This window comes from Polaromonas sp. CF318 (assembly GCF_000282655.1).
Lineage (GTDB): Bacteria > Pseudomonadota > Gammaproteobacteria > Burkholderiales > Burkholderiaceae_C > Polaromonas.
Genome location: NZ_AKIV01000063.1, coordinates 30711 through 57412 on the forward strand (window position 1 = coordinate 30711; position 26702 = coordinate 57412).

General features: G+C 65.9%; 27 protein-coding genes and 1 pseudogene. 13 read left to right on the forward strand and 15 right to left on the reverse strand.

All coding sequences use genetic code 11. The features are described 5' to 3' along the window. Positions 1–2: 2 nt before the first annotated feature. The 8 genes from PMI15_RS11910 to PMI15_RS11945 form a co-directional block, all read right to left on the reverse strand. Positions 3–1088 carry an acyltransferase gene (locus PMI15_RS11910; protein ID WP_007868753.1) on the reverse strand — a complete coding sequence of 362 codons (1086 nt, stop codon included), beginning with the start codon at positions 1086–1088 and terminating at the stop codon, positions 3–5. Next, a complete protein-coding gene (locus PMI15_RS11915) occupies positions 1085–2173 on the reverse strand; it encodes a glycosyltransferase (protein ID WP_007868755.1) in 1089 nt (362 codons plus the stop codon). The genes PMI15_RS11910 and PMI15_RS11915 overlap by 4 nt, the downstream gene beginning before the upstream one ends. Before the next feature lie 3 nt (positions 2174–2176). Further along, positions 2177–3148 (reverse strand): glycosyltransferase family 2 protein, encoded by a 972-nt coding sequence (locus PMI15_RS11920; RefSeq protein ID WP_007868757.1) that lies wholly within the window; start codon positions 3146–3148, stop codon positions 2177–2179. Between the two features lie 4 nt (positions 3149–3152). Continuing rightward, positions 3153–4670 (reverse strand): O-antigen ligase, encoded by a 1518-nt coding sequence (locus PMI15_RS11925; protein ID WP_007868759.1) that lies wholly within the window; start codon positions 4668–4670, stop codon positions 3153–3155. Positions 4671–4687: 17 nt separating this feature from the next. Then, the gene (locus tag PMI15_RS11930; protein WP_007868761.1) at positions 4688–6211 is read right to left on the reverse strand and encodes a lipopolysaccharide biosynthesis protein; all 1524 of its coding nucleotides are present in this window, start codon (positions 6209–6211) and stop codon (positions 4688–4690) included. Between the two features lie 2 nt (positions 6212–6213). Then, positions 6214–6549 (reverse strand): hypothetical protein, encoded by a 336-nt coding sequence (locus PMI15_RS11935; protein WP_007868762.1) that lies wholly within the window; start codon positions 6547–6549, stop codon positions 6214–6216. A 145-nt stretch (positions 6550–6694) separates the two neighbouring features. Then, the gene (galE, locus tag PMI15_RS11940) at positions 6695–7810 is read right to left on the reverse strand and encodes a UDP-glucose 4-epimerase GalE (RefSeq protein ID WP_007868763.1); all 1116 of its coding nucleotides are present in this window, start codon (positions 7808–7810) and stop codon (positions 6695–6697) included. 431 nt (positions 7811–8241) lie between these two features. Further along, positions 8242–9927, reverse strand: a complete 1686-nt coding sequence (locus PMI15_RS11945; protein WP_007868765.1) for an electron transfer flavoprotein-ubiquinone oxidoreductase — start codon at positions 9925–9927, stop codon at positions 8242–8244. Positions 9928–10053: 126 nt separating this feature from the next. On the opposite strand from PMI15_RS11945, the gene PMI15_RS11950 reads away from it, so the two are divergent. The 4 genes from PMI15_RS11950 to PMI15_RS11965 all read left to right on the forward strand — a co-directional run bounded on the left by PMI15_RS11950 (position 10054) and on the right by PMI15_RS11965 (position 13015). Continuing rightward, positions 10054–10836, forward strand: coding sequence for an SDR family oxidoreductase (locus tag PMI15_RS11950; RefSeq protein ID WP_007868767.1), 783 nt, complete (start codon positions 10054–10056; stop codon positions 10834–10836). 178 nt (positions 10837–11014) lie between these two features. Further along, positions 11015–11665 carry a LysE family translocator gene (locus PMI15_RS11955; RefSeq protein WP_007868768.1) on the forward strand — a complete coding sequence of 217 codons (651 nt, stop codon included), beginning with the start codon at positions 11015–11017 and terminating at the stop codon, positions 11663–11665. A 10-nt stretch (positions 11666–11675) separates the two neighbouring features. Next, positions 11676–12578, forward strand: coding sequence for a DMT family transporter (locus tag PMI15_RS11960; RefSeq protein ID WP_007868770.1), 903 nt, complete (start codon positions 11676–11678; stop codon positions 12576–12578). Between the two features lie 14 nt (positions 12579–12592). Next, complete coding sequence (locus PMI15_RS11965) at positions 12593–13015, forward strand: thioesterase family protein (protein WP_007868772.1); 423 nt, start codon at positions 12593–12595, stop codon at positions 13013–13015. A 9-nt stretch (positions 13016–13024) separates the two neighbouring features. Here PMI15_RS11965 and PMI15_RS11970 read toward each other — a convergent pair whose 3' ends face one another. Beyond that, on the reverse strand, positions 13025–13930 hold the full coding sequence (locus tag PMI15_RS11970) for a metal-dependent hydrolase (protein ID WP_007868774.1): 906 nt from the start codon (positions 13928–13930) through the stop codon (positions 13025–13027). An 85-nt stretch (positions 13931–14015) separates the two neighbouring features. Continuing rightward, positions 14016–14636 (reverse strand): peroxidase-related enzyme, encoded by a 621-nt coding sequence (locus tag PMI15_RS11975; protein ID WP_007868776.1) that lies wholly within the window; start codon positions 14634–14636, stop codon positions 14016–14018. 195 nt (positions 14637–14831) lie between these two features. Between PMI15_RS11975 and katG the strand changes: the two genes are divergently transcribed. From katG to PMI15_RS11990, 3 genes are all read left to right on the forward strand, one after another. After that, on the forward strand, positions 14832–17042 hold the full coding sequence (gene katG / locus PMI15_RS11980; protein WP_007868778.1) for a catalase/peroxidase HPI: 2211 nt from the start codon (positions 14832–14834) through the stop codon (positions 17040–17042). Positions 17043–17193: 151 nt separating this feature from the next. Further along, positions 17194–17523, forward strand: a complete 330-nt coding sequence (locus PMI15_RS11985) for a carboxymuconolactone decarboxylase family protein (protein ID WP_051001959.1) — start codon at positions 17194–17196, stop codon at positions 17521–17523. Next, positions 17520–18017, forward strand: coding sequence for a GNAT family N-acetyltransferase (locus tag PMI15_RS11990; RefSeq protein WP_007868784.1), 498 nt, complete (start codon positions 17520–17522; stop codon positions 18015–18017). The genes PMI15_RS11985 and PMI15_RS11990 overlap by 4 nt, the downstream gene beginning before the upstream one ends. A 9-nt stretch (positions 18018–18026) precedes the next feature. Here PMI15_RS11990 and PMI15_RS11995 read toward each other — a convergent pair whose 3' ends face one another. Then, entirely contained in the window at positions 18027–19058 is a 1032-nt protein-coding gene (locus PMI15_RS11995; protein ID WP_007868787.1) for a zinc-binding alcohol dehydrogenase family protein, read from the reverse strand. A gap of 113 nt (positions 19059–19171) precedes the next feature. Here PMI15_RS11995 and PMI15_RS12000 point away from each other — a divergent pair, with 113 nt between their 5' ends. Together PMI15_RS12000 and PMI15_RS12005 are read left to right on the forward strand one after the other, a co-directional pair. After that, complete coding sequence (locus tag PMI15_RS12000; protein ID WP_007868806.1) at positions 19172–20074, forward strand: LysR family transcriptional regulator; 903 nt, start codon at positions 19172–19174, stop codon at positions 20072–20074. Positions 20075–20272: 198 nt separating this feature from the next. Then, positions 20273–20641, forward strand: a complete 369-nt coding sequence (locus PMI15_RS12005; RefSeq protein ID WP_007868809.1) for an HPF/RaiA family ribosome-associated protein — start codon at positions 20273–20275, stop codon at positions 20639–20641. A 101-nt stretch (positions 20642–20742) separates the two neighbouring features. Here the strand turns inward: PMI15_RS12005 and PMI15_RS12010 are convergent, their stop codons facing one another. Then, a complete protein-coding gene (locus PMI15_RS12010; RefSeq protein WP_007868812.1) occupies positions 20743–21249 on the reverse strand; it encodes a DUF1993 family protein in 507 nt (168 codons plus the stop codon). A 147-nt stretch (positions 21250–21396) separates the two neighbouring features. Here PMI15_RS12010 and PMI15_RS12015 point away from each other — a divergent pair, with 147 nt between their 5' ends. Both PMI15_RS12015 and PMI15_RS12020 read left to right on the forward strand, forming a co-directional pair. Beyond that, positions 21397–22149, forward strand: coding sequence for a metallophosphoesterase (locus tag PMI15_RS12015; protein ID WP_007868815.1), 753 nt, complete (start codon positions 21397–21399; stop codon positions 22147–22149). Beyond that, entirely contained in the window at positions 22146–23594 is a 1449-nt protein-coding gene (locus tag PMI15_RS12020; protein ID WP_007868817.1) for a bifunctional serine/threonine-protein kinase/universal stress protein, read from the forward strand. Before PMI15_RS12015 ends, PMI15_RS12020 begins: the two co-directional genes overlap by 4 nt. 113 nt (positions 23595–23707) lie before the next feature. Here PMI15_RS12020 and PMI15_RS12025 read toward each other — a convergent pair whose 3' ends face one another. Then, entirely contained in the window at positions 23708–24265 is a 558-nt protein-coding gene (locus tag PMI15_RS12025; RefSeq protein ID WP_007868819.1) for a PAS and helix-turn-helix domain-containing protein, read from the reverse strand. 79 nt (positions 24266–24344) lie between these two features. Here PMI15_RS12025 and PMI15_RS12030 point away from each other — a divergent pair, with 79 nt between their 5' ends. Together PMI15_RS12030 and PMI15_RS12035 are read left to right on the forward strand one after the other, a co-directional pair. Continuing rightward, positions 24345–25052 carry a CoA transferase subunit A gene (locus tag PMI15_RS12030; RefSeq protein WP_007868821.1) on the forward strand — a complete coding sequence of 236 codons (708 nt, stop codon included), beginning with the start codon at positions 24345–24347 and terminating at the stop codon, positions 25050–25052. Between the two features lies 1 nt (position 25053). Continuing rightward, complete coding sequence (locus PMI15_RS12035) at positions 25054–25689, forward strand: 3-oxoacid CoA-transferase subunit B (RefSeq protein WP_007868823.1); 636 nt, start codon at positions 25054–25056, stop codon at positions 25687–25689. Positions 25690–25811: 122 nt separating this feature from the next. Here the strand turns inward: PMI15_RS12035 and PMI15_RS12040 are convergent, their stop codons facing one another. Both PMI15_RS12040 and PMI15_RS12045 read right to left on the reverse strand, forming a co-directional pair. After that, entirely contained in the window at positions 25812–26357 is a 546-nt protein-coding gene (locus PMI15_RS12040) for a MarR family winged helix-turn-helix transcriptional regulator (protein ID WP_007868825.1), read from the reverse strand. Then, a pseudogene (locus tag PMI15_RS12045) lies at positions 26354–26702 on the reverse strand (gfo/Idh/MocA family oxidoreductase); the annotation flags it as partial. The pseudogene PMI15_RS12045 and the gene PMI15_RS12040, both read right to left, overlap by 4 nt.

A 26702-nucleotide genomic window follows, 5' to 3' on the forward strand; every position in this document is an offset into this window, starting at 1 on the left:
GATTACTTTCCGGGAGTTTGGTAAGAGAGCTTGGGCGCGCCGAACAGGGCGCGCTTGAAGAAGGCGGTCATGGGCCGTTCCAGCCACACATAGGAGAGGCAGCCCGCCACCACCACGGCCAGGCCCACGGCCAGCGCTACGGCCAGGCTGTCCTGCACGCCCAGGCGCTTGAGCGCCTGCACGCCGGCCGGCACCACAAAGGTATGCGACAGGTAAATCGAATACGAGGCATCACCCAGGAAGGACAGGCGTGAAGCCAGCGGCGCGCGCACGGTCCAGGGTTCCAGCCAGACGGCGCCCAGCACGATGAGCGCGGCACCGCAGCCCCAGGTGGCGAAGCGGTCGGCCGAGTGGCCCCAGTCGGGCGCGAACATGTACAGCGCGCCCGCCGCGATCACGGCCAGGCCCGCCAGCGGCCCCGGGCGCCGGAAATGCAAATAGGCATGGGCGATGCAGACGCCGAGGATGAACTCGAACACAAGGGTCTGCGCATAAAAATTCAGCGCCACCGAGTCCGGCAGCAGGTAGCCGGCCGCGAACACCAGCCCAAAGGCCGCCAGGCAAAAGCGTATGCGCGGCGCACCCAGGGCAATGGCCACGGCAAACACCGCATAAAACAGCATTTCAAAGTTCAGGGTCCAGCCGACCGGCAGCGTGGGCTGCACCAGGCCCCAGGGGCTCATGGTGGGGACGAACAGCAGCGAGGCCGCGAGGTGGCCGGGCTCCACCGAGGAGCGCGCGGCCAGCGCCGGCATGGCCAGCAGCAGGGCCACCTTGAGCAGGGTGTAAAACCAGTAGAGCGGGGCGATCCGGATGAGGCGCCGGCGCATGAAGACCCAGGCGGCGCTCAACTGCGAAGGGCGCGCGGGCCCGCCCGATGGCAGCGAGGCGGTCGACATGGCCATCACAAAGCCGCTGATCACAAAAAAGATGTCCACCCCGGCGGAGCCGGCCTCCCAATAATGGCGCGGCCCGGTGCCGCTGATATGCATGGAAATCGCCTGGGTAATGTGCATGACCACGACCAGCATGGCCGCGGCAAAGCGCAGTACCTGCACGCCGGTGAATTGCCGTGTCTCGCCCTTCAAGGGATGGCCTCCTGCGCCGGTTCCTTGAGCACACGGCTGGCGATGGCCTCGCGCGCTGGGCGCTGCGGCCGCAGCAGGCCGCGCAGCAGGCCGGCGGCGTTAAAGCACCAGGACACCACGGCATATAGCGCCTTGGTGGCCGAACGCTTGCGCCAGGTCATCAGCAGCACGGGCGCGCTGGCGATGGCGCAGAACAATGCCAGGCGCAAGCTGGCCGGCAACGGCCACAGCGGGGTGCTGGCCAGCACCGCCCACCAGCCCAGCACCGCCAGGTAAAGGCGCAGCTCGCGCAAGCCCTGCAGCGCCAGCGGCAGGCGCGGCTGGCCGACGGCGGCGCGCACCAGCTCGCCCAGGCCGCAGATGTAGCGTGTGCGCCAGCGCCGCACCAGCAGGCGGTAGGGCGGCGCGTCATGGCCCCAGTGGTTGGCCGCATCAACAGGCAGGCGCCACAGCCGCCAGCCCAGCGCACGCAGCCGTATCGCCAGGTCGAATTCTTCATAGCTGTGCAGGTTGCGGTCGGAAAAATAGCCGGCCGCCTCGATGGCGCTGCGCCGGTACAGGCCGCCGCCGTCCAGCCTGTCCACCGGGCCGGGCTGCAGGTGCGGCGACGCGCGTTCACCACGGGCCATGTACTCGAGGCTCTCGGTGTTCTGCTCCACCACGCGGCCGCCAACGCCGGCCACGTCGGCATGCACGTCCAGGAAGGCCAGGGCCTGCTCCAGAAAGCCTTCGCGCATCTGCATGTCCCCGTCCAGGATGTAGACGAACTCGCCGCGCGAATGCTGGTAGCCCAGCTGCGGCCCCGCGCCGCAGCAGCGCTCCTCGGGGTTGGCCAGCTGGACGATGCGTATCGGGTAGGCGCTGGCCAGCTCCACCGTGCGGTCGCTGGAGTACGAGTCCGCGAGGATCACCTCGCCGCCCACACCGGCGACCGCGCGCAGCGCGCTTTCCACGGTCGCCTCTATGCGCCGTTCCTCATTGAGCGCCTTGATGATCACGGAGACGCGGCAAGGGCGCGCAGCGGGTGGGGCAGGCGGTGCCGGCTGCGGTGCTTCGGGCGTCTTGCCAAACGGTATCGGGTTCATGGTTTACCCCGCCTCCATGGGGCTCGCCGCGTGCACGGTGCGGCGCACGCGCCAGCGCTGCCAGTTCCTGACCAGCGTGCCCGGCATGAAAAGCGCCATGGCCGCCGTCAGCCACCAGCGTCTTCCGGCCGCCGCGCGGCGCGCCTTCAGCAGCCAGGCCCAGCCCTCGCGGCGGCTGCCGGCGGCCAGCGCCTGGCGCGCCAGCGTGAGCTGGTACTGGGCCACCAGCCATAGCGCGGACCCGCGGCGAGCGGGCGGCATGGCGCCGGCCAGCGCACGCTGCTCCATGCGCTGCAGGAAGGGCGGCATGGCCAGCGGCGCATGGCCGCTGCTGAGGCTGCCTTCGACGGCAAGCCGGTAGGCCATCAGCGGCGAGTGGACCAGCGCGACCGGCGCCTGCTCCGCCAGGCGAAACCACAGGTCCAGGTCCTCGCCATGCGACTCGCCGGGCGGAAAGCAGGGCTGCAGGCGCAGCAGCCGCGCGCGCCGCACCGAGACGGCGCTGGTGCACAGCGTGGGCGAAGCCATCCAGCGCCGCGGCAGGTCGGTGATCAGCTCGATATCCGGCGCGCGCGGCATCTCGGGCCAGCGCGGCGGCCACATGTCCAGGGTGTCGGGCACCGGCAGGTAGTCGGTGGCCACGGTGTCGGCGCCGGGGCAGCGCGCCTGCACCCATGCCAGTGTCTCGAGGTAGTCCGGGTGGTGCCCGTCGTCGGCATCGAGAAAAGCCACCCATTCGCCGCGCGCCAGTGCGATGCCGTGGTTGCGCGCCGCCGAGACACCGGCGTTGGCCTGGCGCACCAGGCGCACGCGCGGGTCGGTGATAAAGCTCACGAGTTCGGCGCCGCCGTCGGTGGAACCGTCGTCGATCACGATGACTTCAAAGTCGGTGAAGGTCTGCGCCAGCACCGACGCGAGGGTGCCGCTGATATAGGGCGCCTTGTTGTAAAGCGGAATGACGATGGAAAATTTCATGGCTTCATGAGTGGAGCCGCGCGGCGGCCAGGGGGTTTTTGGGGTCTCTGGGATTTCGGGTGTCCCGGGCGAAGGCCGGCGCGGCGCGAGCGCGAGGCATGGCCGGCGGTGCCTTGGCCAGGCTGCGTTTGCGTTCACGGGCTTCGCGCCCGGCGGCGGCCAGCGCCATCAGCAGCAGCACGTGGGCAATGAGTTCGGGGCCGTAGCCGAAAAGCAGCAGCGGCACTTCGCTGATGGCACGCAGCGCCAGCGCCACGAACAAGGCCAGCGTGAGGCCGCCGCTGGCGCGGGCATAACGCAGGGACAGCACCAGCAGCACCAGCGCATACAGCAGCAGCGCGGCCGCGCCCACGCTTCCCGAGCGTGACAGCGTGTCCATGAACTGGTTGTGCGCGTGGGTCGCGTTGGGCATGCCTATGGCTTCGCGAAAGCTCGCGTCCCACAGGGTCGGCCCATAGCCGAACACCGGGTTGCGCTGCCATTCGTCATAGGCGATGGCCCAGATCTGGTCGCGCCCCGTCATGGACGCCAGCTGCGCGCCCTGGGCACTGTCGAAGAAACTGCTCAGCCGCGCGTCGACCTCGCCGAACATCAGCAGGGCGGCCAGGCCCGTGACGGCGGCCATGAAGGCCAGCAGCGCGACGATGCCGAACTCGGGCCGCACCGGGTCGCCGACGCGGCGCATGAAGCGCGGCCCCTGGCGCACGGCCAGGATGCAGGCCGAGCACAGCACAAACGAAATCCACGCCGTCTTGGACTGCGCGAGGAAGAGCACGCCCAGGCCCATGGTCCAGGCCACGCGGTTGAGCCAGGCGCGCTGAAAGGGGCGCGCGAGCAGGCACAGCAGGCCCAGCTGCGCCAGCATGCCCAGCGACACGGCGTGCGGCGCCAGGCCCGCCAGCCGCGGCACGCCGGGCAGCAGGCCCTGGGTATAGGAGGCGTCCAGCACCAGGCTGGGCTTGAAGGGCAGCAGCAGCAAGCCGGCGGCGATAAAGAGCAGCAGGGCATTGCGCGCCGCGCCGAAGGCTAGGTCGCGTTCGGTGGCGGTGGCCAGCACCGCTGCGAAGCCTATCACCAGCGGGTACACGTAGTCGTGCGAGACATGCGGGTTGGCGCCCAGCAGGGCCGGCGCGGCCACGGTGCAGAGCCAGAACGTGAGGAAAGCTACCAGCAGCGCGGAAGGCGCCTGCGCGGCCTTGTCGCGGCGTATCCAGTGCGTGATCAGGCGTTCGCCGGCCAGCGTGAGCAGCAGCAGCGAGGCCAGCGGCTGCATCAGCGAGACCAGCGGATGGCGAACAACCACGACCACTTCGTCGAACTTCATGTTGCTGCTGGAAAGATCGCGCCCCGAGAGCAGGTTGGCCAGGGCCACCATGAGCAGGATGGCGTAGAAGATGAAGTGCATGTAGCCGTGCGCCCGGCGCGAGGTCACGTGGACCGCCCCCGCCATGCCCAGCGCCGCCATGAGCGCCGCCAGGATGGCGCCGGCGACGAGGACTGAAATGACGACGGGCTGGTCCATGGTGAACGGCTCCTCGATCAGGGGCGCTGCTCGCCCAGCGCAGCGGGCAGGGCGGAAGCAGGCGCGGCCGTGGGGCGCAGGAAATTCGCGAGGCCGGGCACGAAGCGGATCACCATGTCGGAGGCGTGCGGGCCCAGCAGCTGCGGCCGCAGCAGCAGCAGGAGTCCAGGCAGCAGGCCGGCTGCCAGCGCGCCGGCCGCCAGCGACAGCAGAGCCATGTCAAACCTCGCCACGGCATGCTGCGCGCCCAGCGCCCCCACGGCGCAGAGCGCGCTCAGCAACAGGCCGCGCAAGGCGTGCGGCAGCAGGGCCGTGGCGCGCAGATCCAGCGCGCGAAAGGCTGCCGCGGCGACAACGGCCGCGCGCAGCACCAGCAACCCGCCGGCCACGGCCGCGGCGACATGGATGCCCCGGCCGGCCAGCAGGTAAAAGCCCAGCGCGCCGATGGCCAGCAGAGGCAACTGCAGCAGGCACTCGTAGTGCTTGCGCCCGGTGTTCCAGAGCACCGGCGTCGACAGGCCCCAGATGACGTAGGCCGGCATGCACAGGAACAGCGTGCCCAGCACCCAGGCCGCGTCGCTCCAGGCCGGCCCGTAAAGCACGCGCACGATGTCGCGCGAGACAAAGGCCAGTGCCACAAAGGCCGGCAGGCCCAGCACCACGATGGTGGCGAGCATCTGCAGGTAAGCGCGGCCCAGGCGGGGCTTGTCGTTCTGCAGGCGCGCGCCCGCCGCCAGGAAGGCCGGCTGCAGCGCGCCCAGCAGCAAGGTGTTGGGCATGGTGGCCAGGTTGTAGGCCACGTTGTACAGGCCCAGGGACTGCGCGTTGAGCAGGCGCCCTATCAGCACGCGGTCCAGGTTGTTGAGTACCCAGTTGACGATGTTGGTGAAGAACACCGTGTGCCCGGTGCCGACGGCCGCGCGCGCATCGGCATACCAGAGCAGGGGGCGTACCGCATGGGGTTTGAGGGCGTAACTGGCCGCCAGCTGCACGGCCACCTGGACCAGCCAGGCCGCCACCAGCGAGGCCTCGCCGCGCCCCATCATCGCCATCGGCAGGCCCACCGCGATATAACCCGCCGCATAGCTGCCGACCTGCACCAGGCCCACCGCGCGGAAGTTGAGGTCGCGCTGCAGCAGATAGGTGGCCGGCTGGGCGGCCGCGCCCAGCAGGCAGGCCAGCGACAGCCATTCAATGACGGCCTGCGCGCGCGGCTCGCGGAAATAGCTTGCCAGCAAGGGTGCCAGCAGGTAGACGGCCAGCGTGGTCGCCAGGCCCACGATGAGCTGCCAGGTCCAGGCAAAGCGCACATCCTCGTCGCTGAGGGTCTCGCGCTGCAGCAGGCTCCAGCTGAAACCGAAGCCGGACACAAAGGTGGCGAAGGTCAGCACCACCATGCCGATGGCGAAGATACCGAAGATCTCCGGGCCCAGCGTGCGCGCCAGGACGACTTGCGCCGTCAGCTGCAGCGCAAAGCGGGCGACCGTGGAAGCCGCGCTCCATTTGACCGCCGCGACGCCGGGCCGGCCGAGTCCGCTCATGCTCAGGGCCTTCCCGCCTTGTAGCGCCGCACGGCGATCACGGCCATCAATACCAGCGTCGCCAGCAGCATGCCGTAGGAGCGCCAGCCGGACTGGTCCGCGTCCGCCTCATCGTCGGCCGCGAAGGCTTGTGGCGGATTCGGGCGTATGTCGGGGCTGTAGACCGCGCGCACCTTGACGCTGTCGGCGCCGGCCTGCAGTTTCATGGGTGTGGTTTTGGCGGCGCCGGCCTTGTTGGCCAGGGGCTGCCGCGGTCGCTGGTCGGAAGCATCGGAATAGGCCGATGCTGAGGCCATCCAGGCGGCCAGCAAAGTGGCGGTGATAAGAGCTTTAGGCATGAATTTCTCCTCTGTCAAAGCAGGGGATGAGTGTGTTGTGCAGTGCAGCAATCGGCAATAGTCCGAACGGCCCATGGTCCGGTTTGTGCTGGTGAAAGCAGATGTGTCCTGTCCTCATCCGGTGTGGGCCTTGTGTCAAGACGGATCAGGCGCTGACCGCCGGTCGCATGGGGCCGTTCGGACTATTGCGCACAGGCGCCGGCATGTGCAGGGCTGTGCTGCCCGGCGTCTGGGTCCGGTAGCCGTCGGGGTTGCGCTGCTGCCAGTGCCAGGAGTCGCTGCACATCTCGTCGATGCCGCGCGTGGCGCGCCAGCCCAGAAGGTCGCGAGCCAGCGACACCTCGGCGAAATACTGCGCCACGTCGCCCGCGCGCCGCGGCGCGAATTCAAACGGGATGGGCCGGCCGCTGGCGCGTTCGAAGGCGCGCACCACGCCCAGCACGCTGGTGCCCTGGCCTGTGCCCAGGTTGACGGTAAAGCTGTCGCCTTTGGCCAGCAGGGCTTGCACGGCGGCCACGTGGCCGTCGGCCAGGTCGGAAACATGCAGGTAGTCGCGCACGCCGGTGCCGTCGGGCGTCGCGTAGTCGCTGCCGAAGACCTGCAGCCGCGCACGCTTGCCTACAGCCACCTGGGTCACAAAAGGCATCAGGTTGTTGGGAATGCCGTTCGGGTCTTCGCCGATCAGGCCGCTGGGGTGCGCGCCCACCGGGTTGAAGTAGCGCAGCACACCGGTGCGCCAGGAGGGGTCCGACACGCGCAGCGAGGCCAGGATGTTTTCACACATCAGCTTGCTTTGGGCATAAGGGCTTTCGGGCGCACAGGGAAAGCCTTCGTTAATCGGCACGCTAGCCGGGTTGCCGTAGACCGTGGCGGTGGAAGAAAACACCACGGACCGGCAGGCTGGGGTGGTAGCCATGGCCTCGAGCAGGCTCACGAGGCCGTTCACGTTGTTGCGGTAGTACATGAGGGGCTGCTGCACGCTTTCACCGACGGCCTTGAAACCGGCGAAGTGCACGGCGGCAACGCAGCGGTAGCGCCGCAGCACCTCGGCCACAAAGGCGGTATCCAGCACATTGCCTTTTTCGCAGGGTACGCGCCGGCCCGTCAGTTGCGCCAGCCGTTCCAGCACCGCGGGGTGGCTGTTTGAGAAATCATCGAGGATGACCGGTTGGTAGCCGGCCTCCACCAGGGCCACAAAAGTGTGGCTTCCGATATAACCGGCGCCGCCGGTCAGCAGTACGCTGGGGGTGTTTTCTGTCATGGATCAATGGGCTAGGAAAGCTGCCGGGCAGCGGACGGATGTGGCAAAAAAGGGGAACACGGCGGTGTGGCGGCCGGTGAATTGGCGCGGCCACATACCGAATCAAGGACAGTTCCAGTGTCTTTGCGGCAAGGGGAGAAAGCGTGTCAGCGTAAGCCGCGAGCCCGCGTGGGATGGTGTGACACAGGCCTCAAAGCGTGTCGAATCGTTCAGTAAGCACTTGTGAATGGAAGGCACAAACCGCCTGCCGGCGGGGTGTGCACCATGCGTGCACGGCAGGAGCCGGCGTGCCGGGCCGGACAGAAAGTCACAAAGCTTGCGAAGGTTTGCGCCGCGTGTTGTGGCGCGCATGCGACTTGGCCGGGCAGGCCGCGATGCGGCGCGGCCATAAAAAAAGCCCGGAGGCATCCGGGCTTTTTGGGAGGCGGCTTTTACATGCCCGCGTAGTTGGGCCCGCCGCCGCCTTCGGGCGTGACCCAGACGATGTTTTGCGTCGGGTCCTTGATGTCGCAGGTCTTGCAGTGCACGCAGTTCTGCGCGTTGATCTGCAAGCGGTCGCTGTTGTCGGGGTTCTTCACGAACTCGTAGACACCGGCCGGGCAGTAGCGGCTTTCGGGGCCGGCGTACTTGGCCAGGTTGATGTTGACCGGCACGCTGGCATCTTTCAGCGTCAGGTGCGCGGGCTGGTGTTCTTCGTGGTTGGTGTTGGAGACAAACACCGAGCTCAGGCGGTCGAAGGTGATCTTGTTGTCGGGCTTGGGGTACACGATGGGCGTGCACTCGGCCGCCGGCTTGAGCTTGGCGTAGTCGGGAATGCTGTTGTGGATGGTCCAGGGCGGCGACTTGAAGCCCAGCTTGGGCAGCAGCCAGTGCTCGATGCCGGTCATGAGGGCGCCGACGTAAAGGCCCTTCTTGAACCAGGACTTGAAGTTACGCGACTGGTTGAGTTCCTGCGCGAGCCAGCTCTTGGCATAGGCCTCGGGGTAGGCGGCCAGCTCGTCGTGCTGGCGGCCGGCGGTGACGGCCTCATAGGCGGCTTCGGCTGCGAGCATGCCGGACTTGATGGCCGCGTGGCTGCCCTTGATGCGCGCCGCGTTGAGGTAGCCGGCGTCGCAGCCTATCAGCGCACCACCCGGGAACACGGTCTTGGGCAGGCTTAAAGCGCCGCCCGCGGTGATGGCGCGTGCGCCGTAGCTGATGCGTTTGCCGCCTTCGAGGTATTGCTTGATGCTGGGATGCGTCTTCCAGCGCTGCATCTCTTCAAAGGGGCTGAGGTAGGGGTTGCTGTAGTCCAGGCCGGTGACCATGCCCAGCGTGACCTTGTTGTCCTCCAGGTGGTACATAAAGCCGCCGCCGTAGGTCTGGCTGTCCATGGGCCAGCCGGCGGTGTGGATCACGAGGCCGGGCTTGTGTTTGGCCGGGTCGATTTCCCACAGCTCTTTCACGCCGAGCGCGTAGCCTTGCGGGTCGCGGCCTTCATCGAGCTTGAAGCGGTTGATGAGCTGGCGGCCCAGGTGGCCGCGCGCGCCTTCGGCGAACACGGTGTACTTGCCGTGCAGTTCCATGCCGAGCTGGAAGTTGTCGGTGGGCTGGCCGTCCTTGCCGATGCCCAGGTTGCCGGTGGCCACACCCTTGACGGAGCCGTCGTCGTTGTACAGGACTTCAGCGGCCGCGAAGCCCGGGAAGATTTCAACGCCCAGGCCCTCGGCCTGCTGCGCCAGCCAGCGCACTACATTGCCCAGGCTGATGACGTAGTTGCCTTCGTTGTGAAAGCAGTCCGGCACAAAGAAGGCCGGTGTCTTGACCGCGCTTTTTTCGCTGAGGAACAGCACCTCGTCGGCGGTGACGGGCTGGTTCAGCGGCGCGCCCTGGGCTTTCCAGTCGGGCAGCAACTCGGTCAGCGCTTTCGGGTCCATCACCGCGCCCGAGAGAATGTGGGCGCCGGGCTCCGAGCCTTTTTCCAGCACCACGACGGAAATATCCTTGCCTTTTTCGGCCGCGAGTTGCTTCAGGCGAATGGCGGTGGCGAGGCCGCCGGGGCCACCGCCCACCACGACCACGTCGTATTCCATCGCCTCACGGGGGCCGAACTGGGCCAGAATTTCTTGGGTATTCATCGGGGACTCGCTGATAATGATTTTTCAGGAAGGATTGTCGGTCTCGCGTTGGATTTTATGTCGCGAATGCAGCGATGCGAACGGTCGTTCTCTTTTGTGTGCTTTAAATTGAGAGAGGAGCCTCTAATGGCTTACAGCATTGACCTGACAGGGCGTGTCGCCCTCGTGACCGGCGCTTCCGGTGGACTGGGCGCCCAGTTCGCCACGACCTTGAGCCGCGCCGGCGCGGCTGTGGTGCTGGCCAGCCGCAGGCTGGACAAGCTCAAGGACCTGCGCGCGCAGATCGAGGCGGCCGGCGGCGATGCGCATGTGGTCGAACTCGACGTGACCGACCATGCCAGCATCAAGGCCGGCGTGGCCCATGCCGAAACCGAGGTCGGCCCCATAGACATCCTGGTCAACAACTCGGGCGTCAGCACCACGCAGCGCATCCAGGACGTGGGCGAGGAAGACTACGACTTCATTTTCAACACCAATGTGAAGGGCGCTTTTTTTGTGGCGCAGGAAGTCGGCAAGCGCATGCTGGCCCGCTCGCGCGGCGCCGGCCCCGGCAACTATGCCGGCGGGCGCATCATCAACATCGCCTCCATGGCCGGGCTGCGCGTGCTGCCGCAGATCGGCGTGTACTGCATGAGCAAGGCGGCCGTGGTGCAGATGACCAAAGCCATGGCGCTGGAGTGGGGCAAGTTCGGCATCAACGTCAATGCGATCTGCCCCGGCTATATTGATACCGAGATCAACCACCACCACTGGGAGACCGAACAGGGCAAGAAGCTGGTGCAGATGCTGCCGCGCAAGCGCATCGGCAAGCCGCAGGACCTGGACGCGCTGCTGGTGATGCTGGCCAGCGGCGAGAGCCACTTCGTCAACGGCGCCGTCATTGCCGCCGACGACGGCTTCGGCGTTTAGGAGCCGCTCACAAAACCCTCCTGGCGTTGTTGCAGTCGCCTTGCCGTGCCTTCAGCACTGTCTGCGGCGACGCGCCTAGCCAGGACCGCTTCGCTGGGTTTTGTGAACGGCTCCAGGCCGGTTTAATACCCACCCGCAACCTGATACTCACAATATCAATCAATTTCTGGAGAACAACATGATGGATTCCGTAGTGCCTTACCTCGGCCCCATAGGCCTGATCTTCCTGGCCTTGCTCGCGGGCGTGGTCAGTCCCGGCCCGAGTTTTGTGCAGGTCGCGCGCATCGCGGTGTCGCGCTCGCGCGCCGACGGCCTGGCCGCGGCGCTGGGCATGGGCCTGGGCGCGCTGGTGTTTGCCGCGCTGGCGCTGGCCGGGCTGCAGGCGCTGCTGGCCGCCTTGCCCGGCGTCTACATGGCGCTCAAGGTCCTGGGCGGCCTCTATTTGATGTGGATTGCCATTCAGATCTGGCGCGGCGCGCGCCAGCCGCTGGAGATGGCCGGCCAGGACAAGGGCGCGGCGCGCCGCACGGTGCTGCAATCGTTTCGCCAGGGGCTGGTGACGCAGCTGAGCAACCCCAAGATCGTGGTGGTCTACAGCAGCGTGTTCGCGGCCCTGCTGCCCGCGCAATTTCCCTTGCCCGCCGCCATGCTGGTGCTGGCCGGCGTGCTGGTGATGGAGACCGGCTGGTATGCCGTGGTGGCGCTGGTGCTGTCTTCGTCGGTGCCGCGCGCCGCCTATCTGCGCAGCAAGGCCGTGGTGGACCGCACGGCCGCCGGTGCCATGGGCTTGCTCGGCTTGCGCCTGGTCGCCACCGCGCACACCGCCTGATGCCCGATAGATGTTGACCGGCATTCTGGCCGGGCTCGCGGCGGGCGCGCTGTGGGGCCTGGTGTTTGTGGCGCCGCGCATGCTCGAAATGGGCGCGGGTGCTTATTCCTCGATAGACCTCACGGCCGGGCGCTTCGCCGTTTACGGTGTGGTCGCCGTGCTGGTGATGCTGGCCGGGCTGCGCAGCCGCCGCCTGCCCACGCTGCGACAGGCGGGGGCCGCGCTGCTCATGAGCATCCTGGGCTTTAGCGGCTACTACCTGCTGCTGGTGCTGGCCATACGCGATGCGGGCACCGAAGTGCCCTCGCTGGTCATAGGCACCATCCCGATCTGGGTCATGCTGCTGGGCAAACCGCAGGGCCTGCGCTGGGCCGCGCTGCTGCCGGGGCTGGGGCTCACGCTGGCCGGGCTGGTGCTCATGATGGGTTCCACGCACGAGGCCAGCGAGGGGGCGGCCGCGCATTTCTGGCGCGGCATGCTGTTTGTGGTGGGCTCGCTGGTGTGCTGGACGGTTTTTGCGATCCTCAACTCCGCCTGGCTCAAGCGGCATCCGGAAGTCAACGCCACCGACTGGGCCAACTGGCTGGGCGTGGCCACCGGCCTGGGTGCGCTGCTGATGTGGCTGGCGGCCGGATCCGATGCCGGCCTGCTGGCCGCGCGCGCGGACCTCGGAACCTTTGTGCTGCTGTGCGTGGTGGCCGGCGTGGGCTCGACCTGGCTGGCCACGATTTTGTGGAACATGGCCAGCCAGCGGCTCAGCGCCAGCCTGTGCGGGCAGCTCATCGTCAGCGAAACGATTTTTGCGCTGCTGTATTCCTTTGCCTGGGACGGCCGCTGGCCCACCCTGGTGCAGCTCACCGCCTGCGTGCTGTTCACGCTGGGCATTCTTGCCTCCATCAGGGCGCACCGTTAGGTGCGGTGTCCATCATGAAGATCGAAATCCCCGAGAAGAAAAAACTGGTCCATGAGATGCTCATCCCGATTCGCTGGGGCGACATGGATGCCATGGGCCACCTCAACAACGGCAGCTACTTCCGTTACCTGGAAACCATACGCATTGACTGGATGTACGCGATAGGCTGCCGGCCCGATCCGCGGGGAGAAGGCCCGGTCATCGTCAACGCCTTTTGCAATTTCTACAAGCAGCTCGAATACCCGGGCGACGTGCTGATGAAGATGTATGTCAGCGACCCGGGCCGCAGCACCTTTGAAAGCTGGGCCACCATGGAGCGCAGCGATGCGCCGGGCGTGATCTGCGCCGCGGGTGGCGCCACCACCATCTGGGTGGATTTCCCCGCGCAGAAGTCGCGGCCGCTGCCGGACTGGATGCGCAAGATCGTCGAGGACTGAGAGGGCGGCTCAACGCACCACGCGAAACCTGTCGCCGTTCTCCTTGAACCAGCGCCGGGCCAGGCCGCGCGTCTGCTGCTCGGGCGCGGCAAACGCTTCCTGGTCCGGGTGGAAATCGCGCCTGAAGTAGGCCAGCAGCGGGCCTATGGTGTACCACATCGCGCCCTTGCGGCCCCAGAAGAATCTGGCTGCGCTCCACCAGGTGCCGGGCTTGAACAGTGTGCCGTCGTGCCACAGGTTGAGCACCGTCTGCCGCCCTGAGTCGAAGGTGAACACCAGCAGCGCATAGATGTACCAGCGTATGCGCCAGGCGTAGTTGCCCTGCACGGCATGGTAGAGGTCGTAGGCGACAGCGCGGTGTTCGGTCTCCTCGGCCGCGTGCCAGCGCCAGAGCGTCTGCATTCTCGGGTCGGCGCTGTCCAGCGTGTTGTTGTGGCGCAGCAGGTAGTCGGCCAGCACCGCGGTGAGGTGCTCGTAGGCGGCGGTCACCGCGAGGAAGTGCAGGGGCTGCGCGCCTCTTTCTTTCGCATACTCAATACGCGCCGTGGCCCAGTGCTGCCAGCGGTTGACCAGGCCCTGGGTTTCCAGGTGCGCGTTGTAGAGCCCGTGGATATGGCGGTGCGTGGCTTCCTGGCCTATGAACTGCGCCACCGCTTCGTGCAGCAGGGCGTGCTCGGGCGTCTGGGGCAGCAGTTTGGCGCAGTCGCGCACCGCGTCGATAAAGGACTGCTCGCCGACCGGAAAGCTCATGGACAGGGCGTTGTGGTACTGGCTCATGAAAGCGTCGCCGCCGTACCAGTGGCGGTCAAAGCCCTGGCTCAGGTCGATCTCGAGCTTGCGCACGGTCAGGCCCGAGGGGCTGGCCGATGCCGGGTTGGGTGTGGCCGGAGCGAGGGGGGGAGCGGTTGAGGTCATGAAATCCTGGTCCAATTCAAGCCCCGCGCGAACGCCGGGTGATGCGCATTATTGAGCTTTGCCATACGCCTTTCAACTCGTGTTGTCAGGCTGGCTTGGGTGGTTTGGGCACACGGCCCATCAGGTAGAACTCGGGGTTGGGCTGCATGTTGCTGAAGCTGGCCATGCGGTTGGAGAGGCCGAAGAAAGCCGTGATGGCCGCGATGTCCCAGGCGTCTTCGTCGTCAAAGCCGTGGCCGTACAGCGCCTCGAAGTCGGCGTCCTCAATCCGGTCGGCCTGCAGGCAGACCTTCATCGCGAAGTCCAGCATGGCGCGCTGGCGCGGCGTGATGTCGGCCTTGCGGTAGTTGACCGCCACCTGGTCGGCGACCAGCGGTTTCTTTTCATAAATCCGCAGGATGGCGCCATGCGCGACCACGCAATAAAGGCAGTTGTTGGCCGCGCTGGTGGCGGTGACGATCATCTCGCGCTCGCCCTTGGTCAGCGTGCCGGCGGGGTTGGAGCCTTCCTCCTTGAGCATCAACGCATCGTGGTAGGCAAAAAAAGCGCGCCACTCGGCGGGACGGCGCGCCAGCGCCAGGAACACATTGGGCACAAAGCCGGCCTTTTCCTGCACTTCCAGGACTTTGGCCTTGATGTCCTCGGGCAGGTCCTTGAGTTCGGGAGCGGGGTAGCGGGCTGCGCCTGGCGTTGCGGGCTTGGTCATGAGGGTTTCCTTCAAAGGCGTTATAAGTGACTCGGCTCAAGCGTAACGGCAACACGGCCCATCCTGCCACGTGGACTGGGTGCAAAACGCAAGTAATTAAGAAAAACTATTAGATAAATATTTTTAATTGTCTTTGATTATTTTGCTGTGAAATCTAGACTGTGCTTCACCCCCTATTCATCGAAGGAACTCATCATGGCTGATCACACGACACAAGGCGAAAGCGCCTGCCCATTCTCGGGCGGTGCCCGCAAACACGCACTGGCCGGCGCTGCCACCAACGCCAGCTGGTGGCCAGAGCAACTCAACCTCAAGATTCTTCACCAGAACTCCCCCAAGGCCGACCCCATGGGTGAGGCCTTCAACTACGCCGAGGAGTTCAAGACCCTGGACCTGCATGCCGTCGTCAAGGACCTTCACGCGCTGATGACCGATTCGCAGGACTGGTGGCCCGCGGACTACGGCCATTACGGCCCCTTCTTCATCCGCATGGCCTGGCACAGCGCGGGCACCTACCGTATCGCCGACGGCCGCGGCGGCGCGGGTTCGGGCATGCAGCGCTTCGCACCGCTGAACAGCTGGCCCGACAACGGCAACCTCGACAAGGCGCGCCGCCTGCTGTGGCCCATCAAGCAGAAGTACGGCCGCAAAATATCCTGGGCCGACCTGATGGTGCTGGCCGGCACCGTGGCCATGGACTCCATGGGCCTGAAGACCTTTGGTTTTGCCGGCGGGCGCCCGGACGCCTGGGAGCCGGAAGAAGTTTATTGGGGACCCGAAGCCGAGTGGATGGGCGACAAGCGCTACAGCGGTGACCGCGAACTCGAAAACCCCCTGGGCGCCGTCCAGATGGGGCTGATCTATGTGAACCCCGAAGGCCCGAACGGCAACCCGGACCCCCTGGGTTCGGCGCGCGACATCCGCGAGACCTTTGCCCGCATGGCCATGAACGACGAAGAGACCGTGGCACTGACCGCCGGCGGTCATACCTTCGGCAAAGCCCACGGTGCCGCCGAGCCGGGCAAATATGTCGGCCCCGAGCCCGAGGGCGGCAGCATCGAAGACCAGGGCTTTGGCTGGACCAACAAGTTCGGCGGCGGCCATGGCGTGCACACCATCACCAGCGGCATCGAGGGCGCCTGGACCAACAACCCCATCAAGTGGGACAACGGTTATTTCGAGAACCTGTTCGGCTACGAGTGGGAGCTGACCAAGAGCCCCGCGGGCGCCCACCAGTGGAAGCCCAAAGACCCCGCCGCGGCGAATGTGGTGCCGGACGCCCATGATCCCGCGCAGCGCCATGCGCCCATGATGACCACGGCCGACATGGCCATGCGCATGGACCCGGCCTACGAAAAAATCTCGCGGCGCTTCATGGCCAACCCGCAGGAGTTTGCGGACACTTTCGCCAAGGCCTGGTACAAGCTCACGCACCGGGACATGGGGCCTGCCGCGCGCTACCTGGGCCCGCTGGTTCCCAAGGGGCAGTTGCTGTGGCAGGACCCGGTTCCCTCGGTCGACCATGAACTGGTCGGGGAAAACGACATTGCCGCGCTGAAGGCCACGCTGCTCGCATCCGGGCTTTCCATCGCCCAACTGGTCACGACGGCCTGGGCATCCGCCGCGACATTCCGCGGCAGCGACAAGCGCGGCGGCGCCAACGGCGCGCGCATTCGCCTCGCGCCGCAAAAGGACTGGGAAGTCAACCAGCCGGCCGAACTCGCGAAAGTGCTGAAGGTGCTGGAGAAGGTCCAGGCCGAATTTAACGCTGCGCAGTCCGGCGGCAAGAAGATTTCACTGGCCGATTTGATTGTTCTGGGCGGCTGCGCGGCCGTCGAGGCGGCCGCCAAGCGGGCCGGGCATGATGTGAAAGTGCCTTTTTCGCCGGGGCGCACGGACGCTTCGCAGGAGCAGACCGATGTGCAGGCTTTTGCCGTGCTGGAGCCGACCGCGGACGGTTTCCGCAACTACGGCCGCAAGGGGCAGGAAGCGCGGGCGGCCGAACTGCTGGTGGACAAGGCCAGCCTCATGACGCTGAGCGCTCCCGAGATGACGGTGCTGGTCGGCGGCATGCGCGCCCTCAATGCCAACGTCGGCCAGGTGCCGCACGGTGTTTTCACCAAGCGGCCCGGCACCTTGAGCAATGACTTCTTCGTGAACCTGCTCGACATGCGCACCAAGTGGCAGAAGTCGGCGACTGACGCGGGCGTGCTGGAAGGCCGCGACCGCGCGAGCGGTGAGCTCAAGTGGACGGCGACCGTGAACGACCTGGTTTTCGGCTCCAACTCCCAGCTGCGCGCCATCGCCGAGGTCTACGCCTCCAGCGACGCACGGGATCTGTTCGTGCGCGACTTTGTGGCCGCCTGGAACAAGGTCATGAACCTGGACCGTTACGACCTTGCCTGATCTGTATTGATCTTGCCCGCCCTGGTGAAAGCCTGGGCGGGCTTTTTTGTTTTCCACTACGCTTGGGCTTTTAAGACTGTTCCAAGGAGCTCACGTGACCGCTACATCTTCCAGCGACTTCGACAAAGGCCTGGCCACCCGCAAGCAGGTGATGGGCGAAGACTTTGTGGCCAATGCCTTCGGCAAGGCGAGCGATTTTTCCATGCCCATCCAGCACTACATCACGCGCAATGCCTGGGGTGATGTGTGGCAACGCCCGGGGCTGGACCTGAAGACACGCAGCCTGATCACCGTGGCCATGCTGACCGCCCTGGGCAAGCCGCATGAACTCAAAGGCCATGTGCGCGGCGCGCTCAACAACGGCGTGACACCAGAGCAGCTCCAGGAAGTGTTGCTGCACGCCAGCATCTACTGCGGCCTGCCCGCCGCGGTCGAAGCCTTCCGCACGGCGGCCGAAGTGGTGGATGCGCCCAAACCATGACGCAGATCCAGATACGCCGCTGCGAGGAAGCCGACTGGCCGGCCGTCTGGCCGCTGCTGCGCGCCACCTTCGAGGCCGGCGACACCTATGCCTTTTCGCCGCAAAGCACCGAGGCCGAAATCCACGCCGCATGGATGGAGGCGCCGCGCGCCACTTACGTGGTGCGCGAAGGTGACGGTCCCGTGCTGGGCACCTATTTCATCAAGCCCAACCAGCCCGGCCTGGGCGCGCATGTCTGCAATTGCGGTTATGTGGTCGCGCCCGAGGCCCAGGGCCAGGGCCTGGCATCGGCGATGTGCGAACACTCGCAGCGCGAAGCGCTGGCCATGGGTTTTCTCGCGATGCAGTTCAACCTCGTGGTGTCGACCAACGAACGGGCCGTTCGCCTGTGGCAGCGATTGGGGTTCGAGACCGTGGCGACCTTGCCGAGGGCTTTTCGGCATTTGCGCTTGGGGCTGGTGGATGCATTTGTGATGTTCAAGACCTTGGGCTAGGGTGGGTTTTTAACCCTGAAGCCATCCTTCCAGCACGATCTTGCCCCGCGATTTTCCCGATTCGATCAGGGCGTGGGCACGGCGCAGGTTCGCGGCGTTGATGCTGCCGAAGCGCTCGGTCAGCGTGGTGCGGACCAGTCCCGCATCGACGAGCTGCGCCAGTTCGGTCAGCAGCCGGTGCTGCGCCACCATGTCGGCGGTGCCGAACATGGAGCGGGTGAACATCGACTCCCAGTGGATGGAAATGCTCTTGCGCTTGAACTTGGTCATGTCCACGTTCTTTGGGTCGTCGATCAAGCCGAAGTGGCCCTGGGGCGCCAGCGCCTCCACGATCTGGTCCAGGTGCGAGTCTGTCTGCGTGAGGCTCACCACATAGTCGACTTCGGGAATGCCTATGCGTTTGAGTTCCGCGGCAATCGGCTGGCTGTGGTCGATGACGTGGTGGGCGCCCAGTTCTTTCACCCAGGCCTGGGTTTCGGGCCGTGAGGCCGTGCCTATGACGGTCAGCGAGGTCAGGCGCGCGGCCAGTTGCGTCATGATGGAGCCGACGCCACCGGATGCGCCGATGATCAGCAGTTTTTTGTGCGTGGGCTTTTTGCCCGGTTGCAGGCCGAGGCGGTCGAACAACATCTCCCAGGCGGTGATGCTGGTCAGCGGCAGCGCGGCGGCCTGCGCGAAATCGAGCGACGCCGGCATGCGGCCCACGATGTGCTCGTCCACCAGGTGCAGTTCGCTGTTGGTGCCGGCGCGCGTGATGGAGCCCGCATACCAGACCTTGTCGCCGGCCTTGAACAGCGTGACGTCCGGGCCCACGGCGCGCACGACACCGCTGGCGTCATAGCCCAGCACCTTGTAGTTCTGGCCCGGGGCGGGCGAGACGCCCGTGCGCACCTTGGTGTCCACCGGGTTGACGGAAATCGCCTTGACCTCCACCAGCAGGTCGTGGCCGGTGGGTGTCGGGTCGGGCAGGGTGATGTCGGCAAGGCCGGCTTGGCCGGCGGTGTTGAGTGCGTGGGCCTGGGTGTAGCCGATGGCTTTCATGGGATGTTCCTCAAAGTGGGGATAAGGTGGAAGTCAGGTCTTGAACTGTATGGATTTTGAAAATCAAGATAAACAAGCGGCCAATTGAAGATATTTGCAAATAAAATTTGTAAATGAAAGCCCTGCAAGACCTCGAAATCTTTGTACGCACCGTGGATTCGGGCAGCTTGTCGGCTACCGCGCGCGGCCTGGACCTGACGCCCGCCGCTGCCAGCGCCGCGCTCAAGCGGCTGGAGGAAGAACTGCAGGCGCCGCTGTTTGTGCGTTCCACGCGCAGCCTGCGCCTCACGCGCGAGGGCGAGGTTTTTCTTGCGCATTGCAGGCCCGCGCTGGCGGCCTTGCGCGATGCGCAGCTGGAACTGGCCAGCGGCCGGCAGCAGGTGCGCGGCATGCTGCAGCTGGCGGCACCCTCCGACTTCGGGCGCAACCTGCTGCTGCCCTGGCTCGAAGAGTTCCAGCAACTGCACCCCGGCATCCAGTACCGCCTGCATTTGTCGGACCGCGTGACCAATGTCTACAGCGACCTCGTTGATGCCGCATTCCGCCAGGGCGAGCCGCCCGACTCCAGCATGCTGGCGCTGCCAGTGCACCTGACCAACCGCCGTGTGCTGTGCGCATCACCCGCCTACCTGAAAGCGCACGGCACGCCCGAAACGCCAGAGGCGCTCGCCGGGCACAGCTGCCTGTGCTTCATGCTTGGGGAGGATGTGTACGACCGCTGGAAGTTCTGGCGCGACGGCGAAGAGCTGGCGGTGCGCGCCAGCGGCGGCAACATCGCCAATGACGGCGACGTGGTGCGCCTGTGGGCGCTGGCCGGCAGGGGCATCATCTACAAATCGCGGCTGGACGTGATGGTGGACCTGGCTGCGGGCAGGCTGGTGGCGCTGTGCACCGATTGGCAAACCGAGGCTTCGCCGATGTACATGGTGTTACCGGGGCGGCGGCAATTGACGCCGGGCCTGCGTTTGCTGCGGGAGTTTATCGGGGAGCGTTGCGCTGCCCTGAGCAAGACCTAGTTTGCAACGCCGCGTCAGGATATGCAAGCAGGTGTTCAAACCCGCCCTTACTTGAGGGTTGCATCCAGGACTACAGACCTGCATGCGTATCGCGCGCACAATGAAATTTCAGCCGCCACCCTGGCGGATCACAAGACAGCCCGGCCCGCAGGCCCGCGCGTTGCCGTTCCCGAAGATTCCTGAAAGGAAAAACTCCCCATGCAAATCCAGGTCAACTCCAAGCACACCCTGCATACCGGCGAATCCTTTGAACGCTGGGCCAGCGGCGAGCTGCATGAATCACTGAGCCGCTTCAAGGGCGAGATCACGCGAATCGAGGTGCATATGAGCGACGAAAACGGCGACAAGGCCAGCCCCGACCAGAAGCGCTGCGTGATGGAGGCGCGGCTGGCGCACCACGACCCGTTGGCCGTCAACCACCAGGCGCCCAACCAGGACCTGGCGTTTCGCGGTGCCAGCGACAAGCTCAAGCGCGTGCTGGACCATACCCTGGGAAAACTGCGCGACCACCACCGCGACCGCGAAACCATACGGCGCGAACCCGCGCCTGAGTCCGGGACGCCTTAGCGTATCTCAGGTGCGGCGGTTCCAAGGCCTGTCCAGCGCGTTCACCATGGCGAAACGCCTGAACTGCGCGCCGCGCAATTCAAGGCCGGATGCGCATGCGCTCAGAACTTCCCGAGGTAATCCATCTTGCCCAGCGGCACGCCCTGGTGGCGCAGGATGTCGTAAGCGGTGGTCAGGTGGAAGAATAAATTGGGCAGCACAAAATCCAGCAGGTAGGGCTCGCAGACAAAGTTCATTTCCCTGCCGCGTACCTTGAGCGTCACGGTGCCGCCCGCGCGCGCATTGATCTGCGCTTCGTCCACGGTCTTGAGGAAGTCCAGCGTTTTCGCGATGCGGGCCTGCAGTTCTTCAAACGTGGTTTCGGTGTCGGCGAAGCTGGGCGGGGTGATGCCGGCCAGGCGCGCCGCGCCGAATTTGGCGGCATCGCTTGCGCCTTGCACCTGGCCCGAGAGCGGGTACATGTCGGGCGCCAGGCGGGCGTTGACGTAGGTGGCGAGGTCCACCTTGTTGGCCTCGGCATGGGCCCTGGCTTTTTCAAGCACGGCCGACAGGTTGTGAAAGCCGCGGATAAAGACGGGAATGGAGGCCTGGTAGAGGGTCAGCGACATGGAAATTTTCCTGGGATGGGGTGAATTCGGGGCGGCGCCAAGACGCCGGCCCCGATTTTGTTCCTGTTGCGGAAATTTTGCTGCCGGCTGGTGCAAACTGGGGGCAAAGCCGTGTTTCACGGTGGATTGAAAGCTCGCGCCAAGCCCATGAAAATTGCCCTACTGTCGGATGTACATGCCAACCTGCGCGCGCTGCAGGCTTGCCTGGCCCATGCCGCCGCGCAGGGTGCCGGCCGGCTGGCCGTGCTGGGAGACCTGGTGGGCTACGGCGCGCAACCGGCCGAGGTGGTGCGGCGCATTCGCGAACTGGCAGGCGAGGGCGCCATCGTGCTCAAGGGCAACCATGACGAGTACACCGTGGCACCGCCCAGCCAGGCCCACTCTCTCGACCAGAGCGGCGCTGCCTGGACCCACGAACGGCTGGACCGGGATGCGCTGGATTTCCTTGCGGCGCTGCCGCTGACGGCCACCGTCGATGCGGCGCTGCTGGTGCATGCCAGTGCCGACGCGCCCGAGCGCTGGCTGTATGTCGACAACGAGCGCCGCGCCGAAGCTTGCCTGGATGCCGCCTGCCTGAACCCGGCGGTGCGTTATGTGTTCTGCGGCCACGTGCACGAGCAGGCGCTTTATTTCCGGGGCGCGGGGCAAGGGCTGATGCGCTTTGCGCCCACGCCGGGCGTGCCCATCCCGGTGCCGCCGCACCGCCGCTGGATCGCCACCGTGGGGTCGGTGGGGCAGCCGCGCGACGGCGACACCAGGGCCATGTATGCGCTGTTCGACACCACGCAAGCCGAGCTGACGTTCCACCGTGTGGTTTACGACCACCTGGCCGCGGCGGCCGACGTACGCGCGGCGGGTTTGCCCGGCCATTTCGCTGCGCGGCTGGAGGCGGGCTTGTGAGGCTGATGGCGCCCGGCACCCTGGTCGACGGGTTTGTCGTCGGCGAATGCCTGCATGCGGGCGGCATGGCGCACATCTACCAGGTGGGCTATGCCGACCCGTCGCGGGCCGCGCCTTTCCCGATGGTGATGAAGGTGCCGCGCATGACGGCCGGGGACGGCGCTGAAAACATCGTGGGCTTCGAGGTCGAGCTGCAGCTGCTGTCGGTATTGACGGGGCCGCACGTGCCGCGGTTCGTGGCAGCGGGAGACCTCGAAAAGCTGCCCTACCTGGTGATGGAATACCTGCCCGGCCGGACCCTGCAGCAACTGCTGGACGACAGCCCGGGGCCGCTGCCCGCGCAGGAAATCGCCCGGCTGGGTGCCGCCATGGCCCAGGCGGTGCACAGCCTGCATCTGCAGGAGGCCTGCCACCTGGACCTGAAGCCGGCGAATGTGCTGCTGCGCCCTGACGGCAGCGCGGTGCTGCTGGACTTCGGGCTGTCCTGCCATGCGCACTACCCGGACCTGCTGGCCGAAGAACTGCGCCCCGCCGTCGGCTCCCCCGCCTGGATGGCGCCCGAGCAGGTGGTGGGTGTGCGGGGCGACCCGCGAAGCGACATCTTTGCCATCGGCGTGATGCTGTACGAGCTGGCCACGCGCGAGCTGCCCTTTGGCAACCCGCAGACCCGGGGCGGCCTGCGCCAGCGCCTGTGGATGGACCCGGTGCCGCCGCGCGCCTTGCGGCCGGAACTGCCCGAGTGGCTGCAGGAAGTCATCCTGCATTGCCTGCAGGGCGAAGCCGGCCGGCGTTACGCGTCGGCCGCGCACCTGGCGCTGGACCTGTCGGATCCGTCGCAGATCGCCGTGACGGAGCTGGGACGGCGCCTGCACGCCACAGGCTTCTGGGCACATTTCAAGCGCTGGCTGCGCGCGGCGGGCAAGCACTACCGGCCCAGCGCGCTGCCTTCGCGGCAGCTGGACGCGGCGCCCATCGTCATGGTGGCCGTGCCTTACCTGGACGTGAGCGACGCCACGCTGTATTCGCTGCGGCGCGCCGTGATGCGGGTGCTGGGCACGGCCCCCGGCGCGCGGCTGGCCTGCGTGACGGTGATCGAGACGGCGAAAGCGGCCGGCCACGACACCGGGGCGAGTGAAACCAGTGTGCACCGGCGTTACCTGGGCATGCTCAGACAGTGGGCCCAGCCCTTGGGCCTGGACAGCCGGACGCTGTCTTTCCACGTCATCGAGTCGGGCGACGTTGCGCAGGCGCTGCTGCACTATGCCAAGGGCAACCAGGTCGGCATCATCGTCATGGGCGCGGCGACGCACGGTTTGCAGATGCAGCGGCTGCTGGCGACGGTGCCCATCAAGGTCGCCATGGCGGCGCCCTGCACGGTGATCCTGGTCAAGCAGGCGTTGCCGTTTGACCGGCTGGCGGGGGAAGAGGGCGGCCCGGGCTCCTGACCGCTTGCTTCATTCCATTCCCAAATCAGGTGTGAACGCGAAGGCCCGCCGCAGACAGTGCTACAGCACGGCAAGGCGGACCGACAAAGTGCACGCCTGATTTGGGAATGGAATCAGGAACCGGCCATCAGCTTGTGCACCAGGTCAGCCGTCGTGGAGGCCTTGTACTTGCGCATCAGGCGCGCGCGGTAAATCTCGACGGTGCGGTGGCTGATGACCAGCGCGCGGCCTATCTCCTTGGAGGTCAGACCGTCCATCAGGTGGGCGGCCACTTCGCGTTCGCGTGCGGTCAGTTCGGCCGTGACGGGGCGGCGCGAACTGAGGTCTTCAAAGGTCCAGATGCCGGCTTCGTGCGGCGCGCTGCGGTTGAGGGCGCGGCCGGTGACGTGGCACCAGAAGGTCTCGCCCTTGTTGCGGCCGTCCACGCGCTTCATGATGCGGTCGTCGGAGTACAGGCCCCTGGTATTCAGGGCGGGAAGCATGCGCGCCCCTATGCGCTCATACTCATCCGCGCTGGGGTAGAGGATCAGGAAGGACTGGCCGGCGAGCTGTTCGCGCGTGGCGCCGAACATCTCGCATAAATGCTGGTTGCAGTCCACAATCGAGCGGTTGCGGGACAGCACCAGTCCCACCGGTGCCAGGTCGAATGCGAGCTGGTAATCCACTTCCACAGTACAAACCTTTAGGGAAAACTACGTAACTTGATAAGTAGTATCGTAATGGATTGCCTGGAACACAAGGAGATGATTTGTGAAGAAACTTTTTCCCTCCGCCGCGGAGGCCCTCAAAGGCGTGGTCAAGGACGGCCAGTTGCTGGCCGTGGGCGGCTTCGGCCTGTGCGGCATTCCCGAGGCGCTGATTGATGCCTTGAAGGGCAGCCAGGTCAAAAACCTGACGGTGATCTCCAACAACGCGGGCGTCGACGGCTTCGGTCTGGGCAAGCTGCTGGAAACCCGGCAGATCAAAAAAATGATTTCCAGCTACGTGGGCGAGAACAAGGAGTTCGAGCGCCAGTACCTGGCCGGCGAACTGGAACTGGAGTTCACGCCCCAGGGCACGCTGGCCGAAAAGCTGCGCGCCGGCGGCGCCGGCATCCCGGCCTTTTTCACCAGGACCGGCGTGGGCACCCAGGTGGCCGAGGGCAAGGAGTTGCGCGACTTCGACGGCGAGACCTATGTGATGGAGCGCTCGCTGGTGCCGGACGTGGCCCTGGTCAAGGCGCATGTGGCCGACAAGTCGGGCAACCTGCGCTTCAACCTCACGGCGCGCAATTTCAACCCGGCCGCCGCGATGGCCGGCAAGGTCTGCATCGTCGAGGTCGAGAAGATCGTCGAAGTCGGCGAGCTGGCGCCCGACGACATCCACCTGCCGGGCATTTATGTGCACCGCATCGTGCTGAATGCGAATCCTGAAAAACGCATCGAGAAGCGGACGATTACCGAGAAAGCGGGAGTTTGATATGCCTTGGACCCAAGACCAGATGGCGGCGCGCGCCGCCCAGGAACTCGAAGACGGTTTTTACGTGAACCTCGGCATCGGCATCCCGACCCTGGTGGCCAATTTCACCGGCGACAAGGAAGTCTGGCTGCAGTCGGAAAACGGCATGCTGGGCATAGGCCCCTTCCCGACCGAGGACCAGGTCGACGCCGACCTGATCAACGCGGGCAAGCAGACCGTCACCACCATCAAGGGCTCGTCCATCTTCGGTAGCCATGACAGCTTCGCGATGATTCGCGGCGGCAAGATCAACCTGTCCATCCTGGGCGCCATGCAGGTCAGCGAAAAAGGCGACCTGGCCAACTGGATGATCCCGGGCAAGATGGTCAAGGGCATGGGGGGCGCGATGGACCTGGTGGCGGGCGTCAAGCGCGTCATCGTCCTGATGGAGCACGTCGCCAAAAAGAAGGACGGCACCGAGGACCTGAAGATACTGCCCAAGTGCACCCTGCCGCTCACGGGTGTGGGTGTGGTGGACCGCATCATCACCGACCTGGCCGTGATGGACGTGACGCCCCAAGGCCTCAAGGTGGTGGAACTGGCGCCCGGCGTGACGCGCGAAGCGCTGCAGGCCAAGACCGGCGTCACGCTGGTCTGAGGCTGTAAAAAAGCAAAAGCCGCCGGCCTTTTCAGGCGGCGGCTTTGGCCTTACCGGATCTCCCGGATTTCCCCCGGGCTTATCTGCTTAGCTATTGCCGGGATTCTTTTTTTCGGTAATTTTCACCTTTTCGGCTTTTCCTGCGGCTCGCCCTCGGCGGCGGCCTTGCGCCTGGCCGGCGCGGCCTTTTCCTGCAGCAATTCGTCCCGGGCCAGGTTCTCGATCATGGCCAGCAGCACGGTGCGCGTCATCTTGATGTGTTCAGGCGCTATGCCCTCGATGCTCACGTTGTTGGTCTCTTCGGCCAGGGGCACCAGCAACTGCTTGAGCGCGCGGCCCTTGTCGCTCAGGTGCACATACATATTCTTCTTGTTGGTGGGCAGCTGCTTGCGCTCGATGTAGCCCAGCGCCTCCATGGCCTTCATGGCGGTGAAGGTGGTGGGCTCCATCACGCCGGCGCGCTCGCTGAGCTCTTTCTGCGTCAGGCCGTCGGACTCCCAGAGGATGCGTAGAAAGGTCCAGTGGCCGAAGGGCACCCCGTGCCGTGCCAGCCGCACCTGCAGCGCGCGGTGAAAGGCGCGTGAGGCATCGCGGATCAGGTGCGCGAGGCGGTCATTGGGCACGGCTTCACGCCAGTGGCGGATGATATTTTGGGTATCGTTGCTCATGACCCCGCATTGTGACCGACTTGGTGCGGGGGCACGCAATCCCGGCCGCTGCGCGCCGATTCCAGCAGCGCCAGGCAGACCGCCGTGGTGGCGCGAGCCCATTCGCCGTTGTGCACCGGGGGCTTGTCATGGACCACGGCGGCATACAGCTCGTCAATCACCTCCCGGCGTGGGATGGCCGGGGCGGGCAGGGCTTCCACGGCTTTCTCGCTGTCGGTATAAATGCTTATTTCCGACGGCCCGGGCCGCAGGTCGGCCTTTTCGCAGCTCACGATGAGCTGGCCGAAATGCTGGTGCCGCAGGCCCACGGGCAGGGCGCTGCCGGCCGTGTACAGGCGGCCGCCG

What these genes read in the sequence shown, in the direction of transcription:
- PMI15_RS11915 (WP_007868755.1), bottom strand. Translation starts at nt 2,173, where the DNA reads ATGAACCCGATACCGTTTGGCAAGACGCCCGAAGCACCGCAGCCGGCA.
- PMI15_RS11920 (WP_007868757.1), bottom strand. Translation starts at nt 3,148, where the DNA reads ATGAAATTTTCCATCGTCATTCCGCTTTACAACAAGGCGCCCTATATC.
- PMI15_RS11925 (WP_007868759.1), bottom strand. Translation starts at nt 4,670, where the DNA reads ATGGACCAGCCCGTCGTCATTTCAGTCCTCGTCGCCGGCGCCATCCTG.
- PMI15_RS11930 (WP_007868761.1), bottom strand. Translation starts at nt 6,211, where the DNA reads ATGAGCGGACTCGGCCGGCCCGGCGTCGCGGCGGTCAAATGGAGCGCG.
- PMI15_RS11935 (WP_007868762.1), bottom strand. Translation starts at nt 6,549, where the DNA reads ATGCCTAAAGCTCTTATCACCGCCACTTTGCTGGCCGCCTGGATGGCC.
- galE (WP_007868763.1), bottom strand. Translation starts at nt 7,810, where the DNA reads ATGACAGAAAACACCCCCAGCGTACTGCTGACCGGCGGCGCCGGTTAT.
- PMI15_RS11945 (WP_007868765.1), bottom strand. Translation starts at nt 9,927, where the DNA reads ATGAATACCCAAGAAATTCTGGCCCAGTTCGGCCCCCGTGAGGCGATG.
- PMI15_RS11950 (WP_007868767.1), top strand. Translation starts at nt 10,054, where the DNA reads ATGGCTTACAGCATTGACCTGACAGGGCGTGTCGCCCTCGTGACCGGC.
- PMI15_RS11955 (WP_007868768.1), top strand. Translation starts at nt 11,015, where the DNA reads ATGATGGATTCCGTAGTGCCTTACCTCGGCCCCATAGGCCTGATCTTC.
- PMI15_RS11960 (WP_007868770.1), top strand. Translation starts at nt 11,676, where the DNA reads ATGTTGACCGGCATTCTGGCCGGGCTCGCGGCGGGCGCGCTGTGGGGC.
- PMI15_RS11965 (WP_007868772.1), top strand. Translation starts at nt 12,593, where the DNA reads ATGAAGATCGAAATCCCCGAGAAGAAAAAACTGGTCCATGAGATGCTC.
- PMI15_RS11970 (WP_007868774.1), bottom strand. Translation starts at nt 13,930, where the DNA reads ATGACCTCAACCGCTCCCCCCCTCGCTCCGGCCACACCCAACCCGGCA.
- PMI15_RS11975 (WP_007868776.1), bottom strand. Translation starts at nt 14,636, where the DNA reads ATGACCAAGCCCGCAACGCCAGGCGCAGCCCGCTACCCCGCTCCCGAA.
- katG (WP_007868778.1), top strand. Translation starts at nt 14,832, where the DNA reads ATGGCTGATCACACGACACAAGGCGAAAGCGCCTGCCCATTCTCGGGC.
- PMI15_RS11985 (WP_051001959.1), top strand. Translation starts at nt 17,194, where the DNA reads ATGGGCGAAGACTTTGTGGCCAATGCCTTCGGCAAGGCGAGCGATTTT.
- PMI15_RS11990 (WP_007868784.1), top strand. Translation starts at nt 17,520, where the DNA reads ATGACGCAGATCCAGATACGCCGCTGCGAGGAAGCCGACTGGCCGGCC.
- PMI15_RS11995 (WP_007868787.1), bottom strand. Translation starts at nt 19,058, where the DNA reads ATGAAAGCCATCGGCTACACCCAGGCCCACGCACTCAACACCGCCGGC.
- PMI15_RS12000 (WP_007868806.1), top strand. Translation starts at nt 19,172, where the DNA reads ATGAAAGCCCTGCAAGACCTCGAAATCTTTGTACGCACCGTGGATTCG.
- PMI15_RS12005 (WP_007868809.1), top strand. Translation starts at nt 20,273, where the DNA reads ATGCAAATCCAGGTCAACTCCAAGCACACCCTGCATACCGGCGAATCC.
- PMI15_RS12010 (WP_007868812.1), bottom strand. Translation starts at nt 21,249, where the DNA reads ATGTCGCTGACCCTCTACCAGGCCTCCATTCCCGTCTTTATCCGCGGC.
- PMI15_RS12015 (WP_007868815.1), top strand. Translation starts at nt 21,397, where the DNA reads ATGAAAATTGCCCTACTGTCGGATGTACATGCCAACCTGCGCGCGCTG.
- PMI15_RS12035 (WP_007868823.1), top strand. Translation starts at nt 25,054, where the DNA reads ATGCCTTGGACCCAAGACCAGATGGCGGCGCGCGCCGCCCAGGAACTC.
- PMI15_RS12040 (WP_007868825.1), bottom strand. Translation starts at nt 26,357, where the DNA reads ATGAGCAACGATACCCAAAATATCATCCGCCACTGGCGTGAAGCCGTG.